20 protein-coding genes are annotated in these 13,587 nt (G+C 54.3%); all 20 read left to right on the top strand.

Features of this window, described 5'->3' with window-relative positions:
- The first annotated feature begins 112 nt into the window (after positions 1–112).
- Entirely contained in the window at positions 113–499 is a 387-nt protein-coding gene (locus GNG27_RS17675) for a phage holin family protein (RefSeq protein ID WP_156264409.1), read from the top strand.
- A complete protein-coding gene (locus tag GNG27_RS17670; RefSeq protein WP_156264408.1) occupies positions 486–767 on the top strand; it encodes a phage holin family protein in 282 nt (93 codons plus the stop codon). The genes GNG27_RS17675 and GNG27_RS17670 overlap by 14 nt, the downstream gene beginning before the upstream one ends.
- Positions 767–1,381, top strand: coding sequence for a glycoside hydrolase family 19 protein (locus GNG27_RS17665; RefSeq protein ID WP_156264407.1), 615 nt, complete (start codon positions 767–769; stop codon positions 1,379–1,381). The genes GNG27_RS17670 and GNG27_RS17665 overlap by 1 nt, the downstream gene beginning before the upstream one ends.
- Positions 1,378–1,728 (top strand): hypothetical protein, encoded by a 351-nt coding sequence (locus GNG27_RS17660; RefSeq protein WP_156264406.1) that lies wholly within the window; start codon positions 1,378–1,380, stop codon positions 1,726–1,728. The genes GNG27_RS17665 and GNG27_RS17660 overlap by 4 nt, the downstream gene beginning before the upstream one ends.
- A 267-nt stretch (positions 1,729–1,995) precedes the next feature.
- A complete protein-coding gene (locus GNG27_RS17655; protein WP_156264405.1) occupies positions 1,996–2,853 on the top strand; it encodes a DUF6236 family protein in 858 nt (285 codons plus the stop codon).
- A gap of 253 nt (positions 2,854–3,106) precedes the next feature.
- Positions 3,107–4,464, top strand: a protein-coding gene (locus tag GNG27_RS17650; RefSeq protein ID WP_105318584.1) for an IS3 family transposase whose coding sequence is annotated in 2 segments (ribosomal slippage) — positions 3,107–3,569 and positions 3,569–4,464 — 1,359 coding nt in all. Because the reading frame shifts where the segments join, the coding sequence is not laid out codon by codon here.
- 163 nt (positions 4,465–4,627) lie between these two features.
- Positions 4,628–4,978 (top strand): HNH endonuclease, encoded by a 351-nt coding sequence (locus tag GNG27_RS17645; protein WP_156264404.1) that lies wholly within the window; start codon positions 4,628–4,630, stop codon positions 4,976–4,978.
- Positions 4,975–5,175: a hypothetical protein gene (locus GNG27_RS17640; protein WP_032617619.1), complete on the top strand. Its 201-nt coding sequence runs from the start codon at positions 4,975–4,977 to the stop codon at positions 5,173–5,175. Before GNG27_RS17645 ends, GNG27_RS17640 begins: the two co-directional genes overlap by 4 nt.
- Before the next feature lie 162 nt (positions 5,176–5,337).
- Complete coding sequence (locus GNG27_RS17635; protein WP_114386283.1) at positions 5,338–5,808, top strand: phage terminase small subunit P27 family; 471 nt, start codon at positions 5,338–5,340, stop codon at positions 5,806–5,808.
- Positions 5,805–7,535 carry a terminase large subunit gene (locus tag GNG27_RS17630; RefSeq protein WP_156264403.1) on the top strand — a complete coding sequence of 577 codons (1,731 nt, stop codon included), beginning with the start codon at positions 5,805–5,807 and terminating at the stop codon, positions 7,533–7,535. Before GNG27_RS17635 ends, GNG27_RS17630 begins: the two co-directional genes overlap by 4 nt.
- Positions 7,535–8,839 (top strand): phage portal protein, encoded by a 1,305-nt coding sequence (locus GNG27_RS17625; protein WP_156264402.1) that lies wholly within the window; start codon positions 7,535–7,537, stop codon positions 8,837–8,839. Before GNG27_RS17630 ends, GNG27_RS17625 begins: the two co-directional genes overlap by 1 nt.
- Before the next feature lie 8 nt (positions 8,840–8,847).
- Positions 8,848–9,693, top strand: coding sequence for a head maturation protease, ClpP-related (locus GNG27_RS17620; RefSeq protein ID WP_156264401.1), 846 nt, complete (start codon positions 8,848–8,850; stop codon positions 9,691–9,693).
- Positions 9,694–9,705: 12 nt separating this feature from the next.
- The gene (locus GNG27_RS17615) at positions 9,706–10,926 is read left to right on the top strand and encodes a phage major capsid protein (protein WP_032617624.1); all 1,221 of its coding nucleotides are present in this window, start codon (positions 9,706–9,708) and stop codon (positions 10,924–10,926) included.
- Between the two features lie 53 nt (positions 10,927–10,979).
- Positions 10,980–11,165, top strand: coding sequence for a hypothetical protein (locus GNG27_RS17610; protein WP_156264400.1), 186 nt, complete (start codon positions 10,980–10,982; stop codon positions 11,163–11,165).
- Positions 11,166–11,174: 9 nt separating this feature from the next.
- A complete protein-coding gene (locus GNG27_RS17605) occupies positions 11,175–11,501 on the top strand; it encodes a head-tail connector protein (protein WP_156264399.1) in 327 nt (108 codons plus the stop codon).
- Positions 11,498–11,839, top strand: coding sequence for a phage head closure protein (locus tag GNG27_RS17600; RefSeq protein ID WP_156264398.1), 342 nt, complete (start codon positions 11,498–11,500; stop codon positions 11,837–11,839). The genes GNG27_RS17605 and GNG27_RS17600 overlap by 4 nt, the downstream gene beginning before the upstream one ends.
- Positions 11,836–12,285, top strand: a complete 450-nt coding sequence (locus GNG27_RS17595; RefSeq protein WP_156264397.1) for an HK97-gp10 family putative phage morphogenesis protein — start codon at positions 11,836–11,838, stop codon at positions 12,283–12,285. The genes GNG27_RS17600 and GNG27_RS17595 overlap by 4 nt, the downstream gene beginning before the upstream one ends.
- Positions 12,282–12,611, top strand: a complete 330-nt coding sequence (locus GNG27_RS17590; RefSeq protein WP_156264396.1) for a DUF3168 domain-containing protein — start codon at positions 12,282–12,284, stop codon at positions 12,609–12,611. The genes GNG27_RS17595 and GNG27_RS17590 overlap by 4 nt, the downstream gene beginning before the upstream one ends.
- Positions 12,612–12,671: 60 nt before the next feature.
- A complete protein-coding gene (locus GNG27_RS17585) occupies positions 12,672–13,127 on the top strand; it encodes a phage tail tube protein (RefSeq protein ID WP_156264395.1) in 456 nt (151 codons plus the stop codon).
- Between the two features lie 49 nt (positions 13,128–13,176).
- On the top strand, positions 13,177–13,572 hold the full coding sequence (locus GNG27_RS17580) for a phage tail assembly chaperone (RefSeq protein WP_156264394.1): 396 nt from the start codon (positions 13,177–13,179) through the stop codon (positions 13,570–13,572).
- Positions 13,573–13,587: the final 15 nt, after the last annotated feature.

Here is a 13,587-nt window from a genome sequence, read left to right as displayed (position 1 = left end):
CGCGCCGGGCGTGGCTAAGCATCCCGGCGTCAATTCAATACTGGCTGCCATATGGTGGCCTTTTTATTTCCCCTCATTTCTGAGAGGACTCACGGCACTAAGAGGGGGCTCAATGTCCGATCCGATTTCCGGCACCGGGTTAGCTGGTGGTGCTCTTACAGGTGCCAGTGTCTATGGACTACTGACCGGGACAGATTACGGCGTGGTTTTTGGTTCATTTGCAGGAGCTGTCTTTTATATCGCAACGGCGGCAGACCTGGGCGCACCCCGCCGACTGGCATATTTCGTAGTGTCTTATATCGCCGGCATTCTCTGCTCCGGCTTGGTTGGTTCGAAGCTGGCCAACTGGACTGGATACAGTGATAAACCTCTGGACGCTATTGGCGCCGTTATTGTTTCTGCATTAGCCGTCAAAATCCTGACGTTCCTGAACAACCAGGATGTCGGCTCGCTGGTGGCGCTGATAACGCGCCGGGGAGGTTCAGGTGGTTCTAAATGACCCGACAGCAACTATCAACGCGTTAATCTGCGCCGGTGTAGTGCTGACTCTGATGTTTTACCGCCGGGGTGATTCACGGCATCGCCCGTGGGTTTCTCGCCTGGCATGGCTGATTACTGTCACGTACAGCGCCGTGCCACTGGCCTACCTTTGCGGCATTTATCCTCATTCATCGTGGGCCACCATTGGGGCCAACATCACTTTCCTTTCCGTGCTGGTTGCCGTCAGAGGCAATGTTGCGCGTCTGGTCGATCATCTGAGGCACTAATGAACCAATCACAGTTTCAAAAGGCGGCTGGTATAAGCGCCGGACTTGCCGCGCGCTGGTATCCGCATATCGACGCGGCAATGAAAGAGTTCGGCATCACCGCAGTTAATGATCAAGCCATGTTCATCGCGCAGCTGGGCCACGAATCGGCAGGCTTTACGTCGCTGGTGGAGAGCTTCAATTACTCGGTCGATGGTCTTAAGAAAACCTTCGGTAAGCGCCTCACGCCGTATCAGTGTGAAATGCTGGGGCGGGTGGACGGCAAGCAGACTGCCCACCAGCCGCAGATCGCCAACCTGGTATATAGCGATCGCATGGGCAATAACAGCCCCGGCGATGGCTGGAAGTATCGTGGCCGTGGCCTGCTGCAGATCACCGGGCGGGAGAACTACACCAAATGCGGTGCGGCGTTGAAGTTAGATCTGGTGAGCACTCCTGAGCTGCTGGTGCAGGAACGACACGCTGCCCGGTCGGCGGCCTGGTTCTATGCGTTACGCGGCTGCCTGCTTTACTCCGGCGATATTGTGCGGGTCACGCAGCTCATCAACGGTGGGCAGAATGGTCTGGCTGACCGCAAGGTGCGTTACAGCCGGGCGCAGGCGGCCCTTTCATGAAGCTGCGTTACGTTCTAATGGTGCTGGTGGTCGCCATCTCTATCTCTGGTGCGATCGCCTGGCGTTCTGGCTGGAGCGCGCACGCTGACCATATCAACGTGTTGGCGGCGAAGAAGAAGGATAAAGCCGAGAAGATTATTCAGCCGGTAGAAGAGAAAGCCGCTGCGGCCACTGCCGAAAGCAAAGTGATTTACCGGACCATTACACGCGACGTGGTGAAATATGTTCAGTCTCCGGATCGTACTGTGTGCCAGTTTGACGATGCTGCTGTGCAGCTGCGCCAGCGTGCAATCGACGCTGCCAACTCCATCGGCGGATTTGATGCAGGAGCCGTGCAGGGGAAGTAACGCTGGCACCAATAGCGATGAAGATCTGCAGGCTGATATCGAAACTGCTGAATGTCTGCGCCAGTTGCGCCTCGATAAGTACCGCTGGCAGGCTTGGTACAACGCTGTGAAATGAATGATCTGGGCTAACAATAGCTTGGCATCAAGCATCGAGGGTGGAAATACCAGAGCTATCACAAAGTGGCTACATGCTGTATGAATGTTATTGTCTGAAAAAAATTGTAATGATAATTTCGACTCCTTAGATGGGATAATTCTGAGGTAGTCATGGAGAGAGGTGTTGTTGCTTTACCCTTTGAGGTCCATCAGCGTGATCAAGGGTTTATAACAGGTGATGCACTTTCGGCATTGCAACTTAATTATTTTGCCTTGTATTGGGATAAAATAACCATACCTAAAAATATCTTCTTTGGTATGCAGCTGCCAAATGAAGATGTTTTTGAGGAGGTCGGCTTACTTACTAGGCCGTTGGTAGATGTTGGCTCGGTAATGTCAGTTGAGAACTTCCCAAGAATTCATTTATCAACCCAAGCTCAAGTTACTGATCATTTGCGGAAAGTTGATAAGAGCACTGCATGGAGTATCCATCAAACAGGAGATAACTCTTTACTGTTCGCCGATCAATCTGTTTCTAAAGAAACTGTGAGATTAGAGCTTGAAAATTTATTGCCTGTCCCTGGCCCCAATGTTGCTATACATGAAATATTAGAATTTAAACATCGAAGAAAAGATGAACTGCAAGCGTTGCACTCATATTGTGATGAGTTGTACTTCGAGATAATCAATTCAGGTGATCCTACTCTTCAGGCCGCAAAGACTTTCACAAAGTTGAAGCAAGCGATTTCTGACTTAGAAAAATTAAATGTTGAAGGGTGGCGAAGTCCTATAAAATTTGATCTTGATATATCACCAGAATTTGATTTATCAGATATTCGAGCTGGAATCGCGACAATATTGGGTGCATTTAGCTCTCCCCACGTTCTTGAGACAGTAACTGCAGGAGCGGTGATTGCGGTTCTAGAAGGGTTTGTGAAAATTAAACCTCGCCTTCAAAGCATGAGAAATGGTGCGAACACAAACCTAGCCTACATATCTAAGGCTCGGGTCGAGGGCGTGTATAAGTGAGGTGATCATGTCCATATCTTGGTATGGAAAAAAAATGGGATCGGCCTACTTGCTCATAACTATAGGATCATTCATACAGTTCTGGTTTCCTAACGTGACATGGGCCTTGATTCCCCTTGTTGCCTTGCTATTCGGTTTTGTGCGACAAGAAAACTAACTACTCATCTCTACTATCCTATTGAAAAAACAAAACCGCCTCCGTGAAGTGAACCCCGAAAGTTGGACATCCAACGATTAGGGGTTTTGCGTTTCAATGGGCAGAAAAAAATACTCACCTGAATTCAAGCAGCAAGTCGTACTCCACTATCTGTTCAGCAGTGATGGTGCAAAGAAAACAGCGCGGTTGTTCGGCGTTGATCACGGAGCGGTCAGACGCTGGACTGAGCACTGGAAAGTGAATGGGATGGACAGTTTTACCATTCCTACCAGGGCTTACTCTGCCGAGTTTAAAGAGTCTGTCGTGCTCTGGATGCAGCAACACAACAAATCATCCCGGAAAGCTGCGGCGGAGTTTCGTATTGCAGCCGCTTGTACTGTCAGCAAATGGGAGCGTCTTTACCGTACTGGCGGTATCATTGCCCTACAGGATAAACCCAGAGGACGCCAGATGAAGTCAGGGAAGAACGAAACTTCAGATAAAGAACTTAATAATCCCCGTCCAGCGTTCCAGAACGCTGAGGAAGAACTTGAATACCTGCGTGTTGAGAATGCCTACCTAAAAAAGCTTCAGGCCTTGATTCGGGAAAAGCAGAAGACAAAGCAAAAATAATTACCGAATTGAGGCGAAACCATAACCTGAGAATGCTGCTTCATATAGCAGGATTACCTCGCAGCACGTACTACTGGCATGTCAAAGCAGATAGCCGTGGAGAGCGCTATGAGGGCGAACAGCAAAGAATAGCCGCACTGTTCCACTATCATAAAGGACGATATGGTTACCGGCGCATTACCCTGGCGTTGCGTAATGAAGGCTATGGCATTAATCATAAAACAGTACGGAAACTGATGCGCAAGATGGGGCTGGCCTCATGCCTGAGAAGCAAAAAGTATCAGTCATACAAAGGCACCTACGGTAAAGTAGCGCCAAATACCCTTGCACGTGATTTTAAGGCCAGCAGTCCAAACCAGAAATGGGTCACGGATGTGACAGAGTTCAACGTAAAAGGGACAAAGCTGTATCTGTCACCAGTGCTTGATCTGTATAACAGCGAGATAATAGCCTGGAATATGACGACGCATCCGGGAATGAATCTGGTCGAAAACATGCTCAGCAAAGCCGTCAAGAGGCTGAAACCGGGTGACAGACCGGTACTGCACTCTGATCAGGGTTGGCAGTATCAGATGGCACGGTATCAGGAGAAACTTAAAGCTAAAGGCATAGAACAAAGCATGTCGCGCAAAGGGAACTGTCTGGACAATGCAGTGATAGAAAATTTTTTTGGTCTGCTGAAAACAGAATGTTGGTACCACGAAGAGTTTGAAAATACAGACCATCTACGAAAAACGGTGGAAGAGTATATCCACTACTACAACAACGAACGAATCAAGCTAAAACTAAACGGCCTGAGTCCGGTACAATACCGAACCCAGGCCATGTCAGCCGCCAGTTAAGAACGTGTCCAATATATGGGGTTCACTTCATCCGGGCGGTTTTTTATTGCCATCACCATGGGTAGACCCATCGTAATGGCTTTAGCGGATAAATTGGGGATAGGCCCTATAGGGGATAAATTACAGCCTCGCTCACGCGGGGCTTTTTATTGGAGCCAACAATATGCCAGCAGCTATCCCGCGCGCCTGCCGTAAACGCGGGTGCTCCGGCACTACCACAGACCGTTCCGGCTACTGCGATGCGCACCGTAACGAAGGGTGGCAGCAGCACCAGCGAGGACTGAGCCGCCATCAGCGTGGCTACGGCAGTAAGTGGAACATTATCAGAGCCCGCATCCTGACGAGAGATCGACATCTGTGTCAGGAGTGTTTGAGGAATGGGAAGCCCGTTCCTGCATCAACAGTTGACCATATCAAACCCAAAGCTCACGGCGGCACTGACGACGACAGCAACCTGCAAGCGTTGTGCTGGCCATGTCATAAGCGCAAGACCGCAACGGAGAGAACCCGATGAGCTATACACGCTGCACCTACTGCGGCTCGACGCTGCACACCGTAGCGAATTGCCCAAAGACATGGGGAGGATCAGCCCGCCGTGCGAACCTGCGCTGCGGTTACTGCGGTCAGTCAGGCCATAACTCCAGCGCCTGCCCGCACAATGCCAGCAGCGCGCGGCGCCGCAACCTCAGTGATGACTTCCATCTCGACTGATGAAATGAAAAATGGTTTCAAATGCAATCATTCTGATGTGAATGATATCAATTCTCACTACCGGGGGAGGGCGGGTCAAAAGTTCAGACCCCTGCCTGCTAAGGACCGCCGCCTCAGTCAGATTTTTACACCCGCGAAATATAAAATTTAACTGGAGCGTCTATGGCTGGAGCGACGGGCCGATCCGGACGCCGCGCCAAGCCGACCGCCCGGAAGTTGCTGGCAGGTAATCCGGGTAAGCGCGCCCTCAATAAAGAAGAACCTTCCTTCACACCCATAACAGGCGTTGACCCGCCCGAGTGGCTCAGCGAATCCGCTGCAACAATGTGGAGAATGGTCTCAAAAGAGCTGTGTGCGCAGGAGGTTTTGTGCGCCACGGATTTACACAACCTCGAAATGTTTTGTGTGGCCTATGCCAACGCCCGCGCTGCGCAGGTGGACGTTGCTAAAAATGGAATCACCGTAACCGGCGCAATGGGCGGGGTGATCAAAAACCCGGCGCTGACCGTGCTGAATGAAGCAATGCGGCAGATGGCCTCCTTCGGAGGCATGCTTGGGCTGGACCCCAGCAGCAGGCAGCGCCTGATTGGTGGGAATAAAAAACAGTCGGACAACCCCTTTAAAAATCTATGACACGCAAAGCCTACCCCAACGTGAACGCCGCAAATCAGTATGCCCGCGACATCGTCCGGGGAAAAACTGTGGCGTGCCGCTACGTCATCGATGCGTGCCAGCGGCACCTTGATGACCTGGCGAAAGAGAAAACGAAAAAGTTTCTCTACCGGTTCGATAAAGACCTGGCGGAAAAGGCGGCTAAGTTCATTCAGCTTCTGCCGCATACCAAAGGTGAATGGGCCTTCAAACGCATGCCGATTACTCTGGAGCCCTGGCAGCTGTTTATTGTCTGCTCAGCGTTCGGCTGGGTGCGCAAGGGTACGAAGCTGCGGCGCTTCCGCGAGGTCTATACCGAGATCCCCCGCAAGAATGGTAAGTCAGCAATCTCCGCCGGGGTGGCGCTGTTCTGCTTCACCTGTGACGACGAGTTTGGCGCGGAGGTTTACTCCGGCGCTACGACGGAAAAGCAGGCCTGGGAGGTGTTCCGACCGGCGCGCCTGATGTGTAAGCGTACTCCGGCGTTATGTGATGCCTTTGGCGTGGAGGTCAATGCCTCCAACATGAACCGCCCAGAAGACGGCGCCCGTCTTGAACCCCTGATCGGCAACCCTGGCGACGGTGCATCCCCGAGCTGCGCCATTGTGGACGAATACCACGAGCACGATACCGACGCGCTCTACACCACCATGCTGACAGGTATGGGCGCCCGGCGTCAGCCGCTGATGTGGGCCATCACCACCGCAGGCTATAACATCGAGGGGCCATGCTATGACAAGCGCCGGGAAGTTATCGAAATGCTGAACGGCACGGTGCCTAACGATGAGCTCTTCGGTGTGATTTACACCGTCGATGAGGGCGACGACTGGACAGACCCGGCTGTCATGCGCAAGGCAAACCCTAACATGGGGGTGTCGGTCTACAGCGATTTCTTGCTGAGCCAGCAGAAGCGGGCTATGAACAACGCCCGGCAGGCCAACGTTTTCAAAACCAAGCATCTCAATATCTGGGTATCAGCCCGGGCGGCTTACTTCAATCTGGTCAGCTGGCGCAACTGCGAGGATGAGACGCTGACGCTCGAGCAGTTTGAGGGGCAGCCTTGTTATCTTGCGTTCGACCTGGCGCGAAAGCTCGACATGAACAGCATGGTACGGATCTTTACTCGCGATATCGATGGCAAGCGGCACTATTACTGCATAGCGCCCAAGTTCTGGGTGCCCTATGACACGGTATACAGCACCGACACAGATCATCAGCGTACTGCTGAACGCTTCCAGAAATGGGTGAACTCCGGCCATCTGGAGGTAACCGAAGGTGCAGAGATCGACTACCGTGTCATCCTGGAGGAAGCGAAGGCGGCCAACCGGCAGAACCCGGTAGAGGAATCGGCCATTGACCCCCACGGCGCCACAAACCTGTCACACCATCTGGCCGATGAGGGTCTCAGCCCAATAACCATCGTCCAGAACTACACCAATATGTCAGATCCGATGAAGGAGCTTGAGGCGGCGATAGAGGCCGGGCGCTTCCACCATGACGGACACCCCATACTGACGTGGTGTATTTCTAACGTTGTGGGCAAGCACTTGCCTGGTAACGATGACGTTGTGCGACCAATTAAGGAGCACAGCGAGAATAAAATCGACGGGGCCACCGCCCTGATCATGGATATCGGCCGGGCCATGCTGCCGGACACGCGGCAGGATCTTAACGGCTTCTTTGAAAACCCCATCATGGTAGGTTTCTGATGAATAAAAATAAGCAGCCAGGCAAGGTGAAAAGCGCCTTGCTCAACTGGCTTGGCGTGCCCATCAGCCTGACTACCGGGACGTTCTGGCAGGAGTGGTACGGCACGAGCAGCAGTGGCAAGGTGGTTACCGCGGATAAAGCGATACGGCTTTCGGCGGTCTGGTCCTGCGTCCGGCTCCTGAGCGAGTCGGTTTCTACATTGCCAGTCAAGATCTACACCCGGCAGGCTGACGGCTCGCGCAAGCTGGCGCAGGATCATCCTGTTTACCAGGTGCTGTGCCGTCGCCCCAACCTCGAAATGACACCATCCCGATTCATGCTTATGGTGGTGGCAAGCATCTGTTTACGTGGTAACGCCTTCGTCGAAAAGCTCTTTATCGGCAGCAAGCTGGTATCGCTGGTGCCGCTGCTACCCCAGAACATGGTAGTGAAGCGGCTAGACACTGGCCGGCTTGAGTACGCTTACACTGAAGACAGCAAAAAACGCGTTATCCAGGAAAAGAACCTGATGCATATTCGCGGGTTCGGTCTCGATGGTGTCTGCGGCATGATGCCGATGATGACAGGGCGTGACGTGATCGGCGCGGCGATGGCAGTCGAAGAGTCCGCAGCCAAGATTTTCGAGAACGGCCTACAAAGTTCAGGTTTTCTCTCTGCTGACGCAGCACTTGATAAGGATCAGAGAGAACGCCTTCGGCAGTATATGCAGGCGTTTACTGGATCCAAAAACGCCGGGAAAATTATGGTGCTTGAGGGCGGACTGAAATACCAGAACGTCACGATGAACCCCGAGGCGGCGCAGATGCTTGAGTCGCGATCTTTCAGTATTGAGGAGATCTGCCGCTGGTTTCGCGTGCCGCCGTTTATGGTCGGGCATACGTCAAAACAAAGCAGCTGGGCGTCGAGCCTCGAGGGAATGAACCTCCAGTTCCTGACGCATACGCTGCGCCCGCTGCTGGTGAATATTGAGCAGGAGATCTCCCGCTGTCTGCTTAATGGTGAAGAGGACCTCTTTGCAGAGTTCTCAGTAGAAGGGCTGTTGCGCGCCGACAGCGCTGGCCGGGCGGCGTACTACACCAGTGCGCTGCAGAACGGCTGGATGTCCCGCAATGACGTGCGCCGACTGGAGAATATGCCACCTATCGAGGGGGGCGATATTTACACTGTGCAGCTCAACCTGACGCCGCTCGAGGACCTTAAGCAGAACAGCCAGGCCGCACAGGCATTCGCGCTGCGGCAGGTCCATAACCACGTATTCCCCGATATTCCCTTCGAACAGTCACCGCTGAAAAAAGCGGCTTAGGAGCACCCATGACGATTAAGAGCCTTCCGGCTGCGCCGGAGGGGCGACCTTTTGCGCGCGAAAAACCTGATCTGCCGGCTGCGGCAATGGAGCGCTGGAACGGAGGTATCCGCGCCGCCCGGGATGGTGACAACAGCATTTCTATCTTCGACGTGATCGGCGCTGATTACTGGGGGGAGGGGGTGACGGCCAGCCGCATAGCTGGCGCGCTGCGCTCGCTCGGCGGCGCTGACGTGACGGTTAACATCAACAGCCCGGGCGGCGACATGTTCGAAGGCCTGGCGATTTACAACCTGCTGCGCGAGTACGAAGGCAGAGTCACCGTTAAGGTTCTCGGCCTGGCAGCGTCTGCTGCGTCGGTTATCGCGATGGCTGGTGACGATGTGCAGATCGGCCGCGGTGCGTTCCTGATGATCCACAACTGCTGGGTATATGCGATGGGTAACCGTCACGACCTGGCGCAGATCGCCGCGGATATGGAGCCGTTTGATAAAGCGATGAGTGATATCTACCAGGCGCGTAGCGGTCTCGATGTCGCTACCGTCGACAAGATGATGGACGGTGAAACCTATATCGGCGGCAGTGAAGCGGTGGAAAAGGGCTTTGCTGACAGTCTCCTCTCCGCTGATGAAATTGCTGACGACGACGACAGCCCGGGGGCGGCGCTGCGCAAACTTGATGCGTTACTTGCCAAAACCGATACGCCGCGCTCTGAGCGTCGAAAACTTCTTAAAGCCTTATCCGGCAGCAAGCCAGGCGCTGCTGCCATCCCTGAAGGTACGCCGGGCGCTACCGAAGAAATCAACCCTGACAATCTCAAGCAACTTGAAGACGCCCTGGCGGCGTTCGGCTAATAAGGAAAGACCATGTCTGAAGTTAACGAATTACTGAAAAAAGTCTCCGCGAAGCTGGAAGAAGTTTCCGGCACTTTCAGCCAGAAGGCCGAGGACGCGCTGAAGGAGGCTAAAAGCTCTGGTCAGCTGTCTGCGCAGACCAAAGAGGCCGTGGATAAAATTGCCACTGAACACAATGCGCTGAACGATGCGCTGAAGTCGCTGAAATCTTCAGTAGGCGAAATTGAGCAGCAGGTAGCTCAGATGCCACTGGCCAGCGCTGCAAAAATTATCGAGACCGTTGGACAGACCGTTATCAGCAGTGAAGCGCTGAAAGCGTTCGCGGCAAGCGTTGAAGGCGGGAAGCGCGTCAGCGTTCCGGTGAATGCTGCGCTGATTTCCACTGATGTGGCAACGGGTGTGGTTGAGCCGCAGCGCCTGCCGGGAATTGATACCGCGCCGAAGCAGCGCCTTTTCATTCGGGATCTGATTGCGCCAGGCCGCACTTCTGCGCCGGCCATCTTTTGGGTGCAGCAGACCGGATTCACAAATGCGGCGAAGGTTGTGCCTGAAGGTACCGCCAAGCCGTACAGCGATATCCAGTTCGCCACGCAGATCACCCCGGTGACCACCATCGCGCACATGTTCAAAGCGTCCAAGCAGATCCTGGACGATTTCGCTCAGCTGCAGTCCACCATCGACGCTGAGATGCGTTACGGCCTGAAGTATGTGGAAGAACAGGAAATTCTCTTTGGCGACGGTACCGGCGCGCATCTGAAAGGCATCGTCCCGCAGGCTTCGGCATACGACGCTGCCTTTACGGTTGAGCAGCAGAACGGTATTGACGATCTCCGTCTTGCGATGCTTCAGGCGCAGCTGGCACGCTTCCCGGCTTCCGGCCACGTCCTGCACTTCATTGACTGGGCGAAGATTGAGCTCACCAAAGACACGCTGGGTCGCTACATTCTGGCGAACCCGGCGGCGCTGACCGGCCCTACTCTCTGGGGCCTGCCGGTTGTGGCCACTGAGGCCGCAGCATTCCAGGGCAAGTTCCTGACTGGAGCGTTTAACGCCGCGGCCCAGCTGTTCGACCGTGAAGATGCCAACGTTGTGATCTCCACTGAGAACGCCGACGACTTCGAGAAAAACATGATCTCGATTCGTTGCGAAGAGCGCCTGGCGCTGGCGGTGAAACGCCCGGAAGCATTCATCTACGGAGCCTTCACTGCGCCTGCTGCAGGTGGCGGTGCGTAATCCTTAACGGCGGCCTGCGGGCCGCTTTTCTTTTTTCCTTTAAGGAGACAGCCATGAAGCTGATCGCTATCAAGCCCATCTACTTTGAAGGCAACGTGCTTACCGAAGGCACGGAGTTCGAAACGCTGGAGCAACACGGCCGCGACCTTCTGGCCAGCGGTTACGCTCAGGAGCCTGGCGAGAAAAAGCCGGATCCTGATAAAGACCAAAAGCCGAAAGGGAATGGCAAGACCAAATAAGGAGTGGGCATGCTGACCAAAGAGCAGGTTAAGCGCCACTGCAACATTGAGCAGGATTTCACGGAAGACGATATCTGGATCGACACCAGTATTAAAGCTGCGGCGCGGTACGTCGAAACATGGACCCGCCGTCGGCTTTATGACACTGCCGATGATCCTGACTATCTCGTTGACCCTGATCGGTTGCTTTATGGCGAAGACATCGAAATGGCTATGCTTCTGCTTATCGGTCACTGGTACGCAAACCGTGAAGCTGTAAACGTAGGTAACGTAACTTCTGCGCTTGCGTTCTCAACAGAAGCGCTTCTTCAACCCTACCGGATATATGGCGTATGAGAGCGGGGCGACTGCGACACAGGGTTACGTTACAAAAGCCAGCATCAGGGCGCCTGCCTTCGGGGCAGCCTGCCACTGGCTGGGTGGATGTAACTTCAGTCCGCGCTGAGGTGGCGGACGTCTCCGGGCGGGAGATGATAGATGGCGGAGCCGAGATAAGCAGCACCACTACCCGGATTTGGATGCGGCGCTATCCGTCCATTCCCGTATCTGCTGGCTGGAGGGTCGTTCACCTGCCGCCAACCGGTAACGGCGAGATATACGACATCAAATCGGCTATCTCTGCCGAAAACGGGACCCGCCTGGAGTTGCTTTGTGAGAAGGGGGTGAAGCAGTGATCTCAACGAGTCTTGATTTCTCCGGCCTGGCCGACATCGCTAAGGATCTGGAAACGCTCAGCCGGGCAGAAAATAACAAGGTTTTGCGTGATGCCACCCGGGCTGGCGCTCAGGTTCTGAAAGAAGAAGTAGAGAATCTCGCGCCAGTCAAAACCGGCAAAATGAAAAAAAATGTGGTGGTGGTGACCCAGAAAGGACGCCGCCGCGGCGAAATCACTTCCGGCGTACATATCCGGGGAGTCAATCCGGACACTGGCAACAGCGATAATACAATGAAGGCCGACAATCCACGCAACGCGTTTTACTGGCGGTTTGTGGAGCTCGGTACATCGAACATGCCAGCGCACCCGTTTGTTCGCCCGGCGTTTGACACCCGGCAGGAGGAAGCTACGCAGGCGGCGCTGGCGCGAATGAATCAGGCTATCGACGAGGTACTGTCGAAATGACAGAAGCCGATATCTATCTCCGACTCAGCGCGCTGGCAGGTGGCAACGTGTTTCCGTACGTGGCGCCACAGGGAACATCCGCACCGTGGGTGATCTACCTGTTGCCTTCCTCAGCCAGTGAGGATGCTTTCTGCGGACCGGCAGAAACAGCCTGCACGGTTCAGATCGATGCCTGGGCCTCGTCAATTGATGATGCCCGGGAGCTGCGTGATCAGGCTAAAGCTGCTCTGGCCGATCTGCATCCTGTCGGACTGAACGAGATCAACGGCTACGAGCCTGACACCGGACTTTACCGGGCAACGCTTGAAGTTCAGATCTGGCAATAACGCCATACTTCATATTAACTCTGCCGCCTCCTGGCGGCTTTTTTACATCCGGAGATCTCCATGTCCTCTAAGTATGAAAAAACACAGGGTACGAAAATTAATATTTCGGAAAATCCTGCAACCGAACCAAACCCAACCGGTGCCACCTGGCAATCCATCAACTGCTCAACCAAAGAACTTAGCTACACCGGCGGGCAGAAGTCAGACATCGACACTACCACGCTTTGTTCTACCGAGCAGGAGATGACCAATGGCCTGGCCGCGCCAGGTGAAATGACGGTTTCCGGTAACTGGTCTGCTGATGAAGAGGGGCAGAACACACTACGCGCCGCTTACGACACTGACGCGCTGCACGCGTTTCAGGTGATCTTCCCGTCCGGAAACGGTTACGCGTTTCTGGCTGAGGTGCGGCAGAACAGCTGGAGCCTGGGCACCGCAGGGGTGGTGACCGCATCGTTTACGCTGCGCATCAAAGGCAAACCCGTCCCGATCGTGCCTGCACCCTCTGCAGGCTGATAACAGCGGCGAAAGCCGCTTTTCCTGAAATCGAAACGAGAACAATGAAATGGACAATAAGATTTCACAGAATTCACTTCGCTCGCTCGCGCTGGCGCCGATGGCAGGCTTCCGTACTAAAACCGTCACCGTTCCGGAGTGGGAAAACGCCAGGGTAAAACTGCGTGAGCCATCAGCGCAGGCCTGGCTTGAATGGCAGCAGGTGCTCAACCCGAAGCAGGGAGAAGGCGAACCAGAAGAGTTGACAGCAGCAGAGCGCGCACTGCGTAACAAGAGCGCTGATGTGGTGCTGTTTATTGACGTGCTGCTGGAGGAGGATGGCACGCAGGTCTTCAGCGAAGAGGATAAGCCGCAGGTCGAACAGTTTTACGGCCCGGTGCATTCCCGTCTTCTCAAGCAGGCGCTCGACCTGACCACTTCGGCGGCCGAGGTGGAAAAGCCGTAAGCCAGCCCGGTACAT

Source organism: Leclercia sp. 119287, assembly GCF_009734485.1.
GTDB classification, from domain to species: Bacteria; Pseudomonadota; Gammaproteobacteria; order Enterobacterales; family Enterobacteriaceae; genus Enterobacter; species Enterobacter adecarboxylatus_C.
This window is presented reverse-complemented; position numbering and strand designations above follow the sequence as displayed.

Excerpts from the sequence above, each read along its gene's own strand:
- GNG27_RS17675 (WP_156264409.1), top strand. The coding sequence starts at position 113 with ATGTCCGATCCGATTTCCGGCACCGGGTTAGCTGGTGGTGCTCTTACA.
- GNG27_RS17665 (WP_156264407.1), top strand. The coding sequence starts at position 767 with ATGAACCAATCACAGTTTCAAAAGGCGGCTGGTATAAGCGCCGGACTT.
- GNG27_RS17660 (WP_156264406.1), top strand. The coding sequence starts at position 1,378 with ATGAAGCTGCGTTACGTTCTAATGGTGCTGGTGGTCGCCATCTCTATC.
- GNG27_RS17655 (WP_156264405.1), top strand. The coding sequence starts at position 1,996 with ATGGAGAGAGGTGTTGTTGCTTTACCCTTTGAGGTCCATCAGCGTGAT.
- GNG27_RS17645 (WP_156264404.1), top strand. The coding sequence starts at position 4,628 with ATGCCAGCAGCTATCCCGCGCGCCTGCCGTAAACGCGGGTGCTCCGGC.
- GNG27_RS17640 (WP_032617619.1), top strand. The coding sequence starts at position 4,975 with ATGAGCTATACACGCTGCACCTACTGCGGCTCGACGCTGCACACCGTA.
- GNG27_RS17635 (WP_114386283.1), top strand. The coding sequence starts at position 5,338 with ATGGCTGGAGCGACGGGCCGATCCGGACGCCGCGCCAAGCCGACCGCC.
- GNG27_RS17630 (WP_156264403.1), top strand. The coding sequence starts at position 5,805 with ATGACACGCAAAGCCTACCCCAACGTGAACGCCGCAAATCAGTATGCC.
- GNG27_RS17625 (WP_156264402.1), top strand. The coding sequence starts at position 7,535 with ATGAATAAAAATAAGCAGCCAGGCAAGGTGAAAAGCGCCTTGCTCAAC.
- GNG27_RS17620 (WP_156264401.1), top strand. The coding sequence starts at position 8,848 with ATGACGATTAAGAGCCTTCCGGCTGCGCCGGAGGGGCGACCTTTTGCG.
- GNG27_RS17615 (WP_032617624.1), top strand. The coding sequence starts at position 9,706 with ATGTCTGAAGTTAACGAATTACTGAAAAAAGTCTCCGCGAAGCTGGAA.
- GNG27_RS17610 (WP_156264400.1), top strand. The coding sequence starts at position 10,980 with ATGAAGCTGATCGCTATCAAGCCCATCTACTTTGAAGGCAACGTGCTT.
- GNG27_RS17605 (WP_156264399.1), top strand. The coding sequence starts at position 11,175 with ATGCTGACCAAAGAGCAGGTTAAGCGCCACTGCAACATTGAGCAGGAT.
- GNG27_RS17600 (WP_156264398.1), top strand. The coding sequence starts at position 11,498 with ATGAGAGCGGGGCGACTGCGACACAGGGTTACGTTACAAAAGCCAGCA.
- GNG27_RS17590 (WP_156264396.1), top strand. The coding sequence starts at position 12,282 with ATGACAGAAGCCGATATCTATCTCCGACTCAGCGCGCTGGCAGGTGGC.
- GNG27_RS17585 (WP_156264395.1), top strand. The coding sequence starts at position 12,672 with ATGTCCTCTAAGTATGAAAAAACACAGGGTACGAAAATTAATATTTCG.
- GNG27_RS17580 (WP_156264394.1), top strand. The coding sequence starts at position 13,177 with ATGGACAATAAGATTTCACAGAATTCACTTCGCTCGCTCGCGCTGGCG.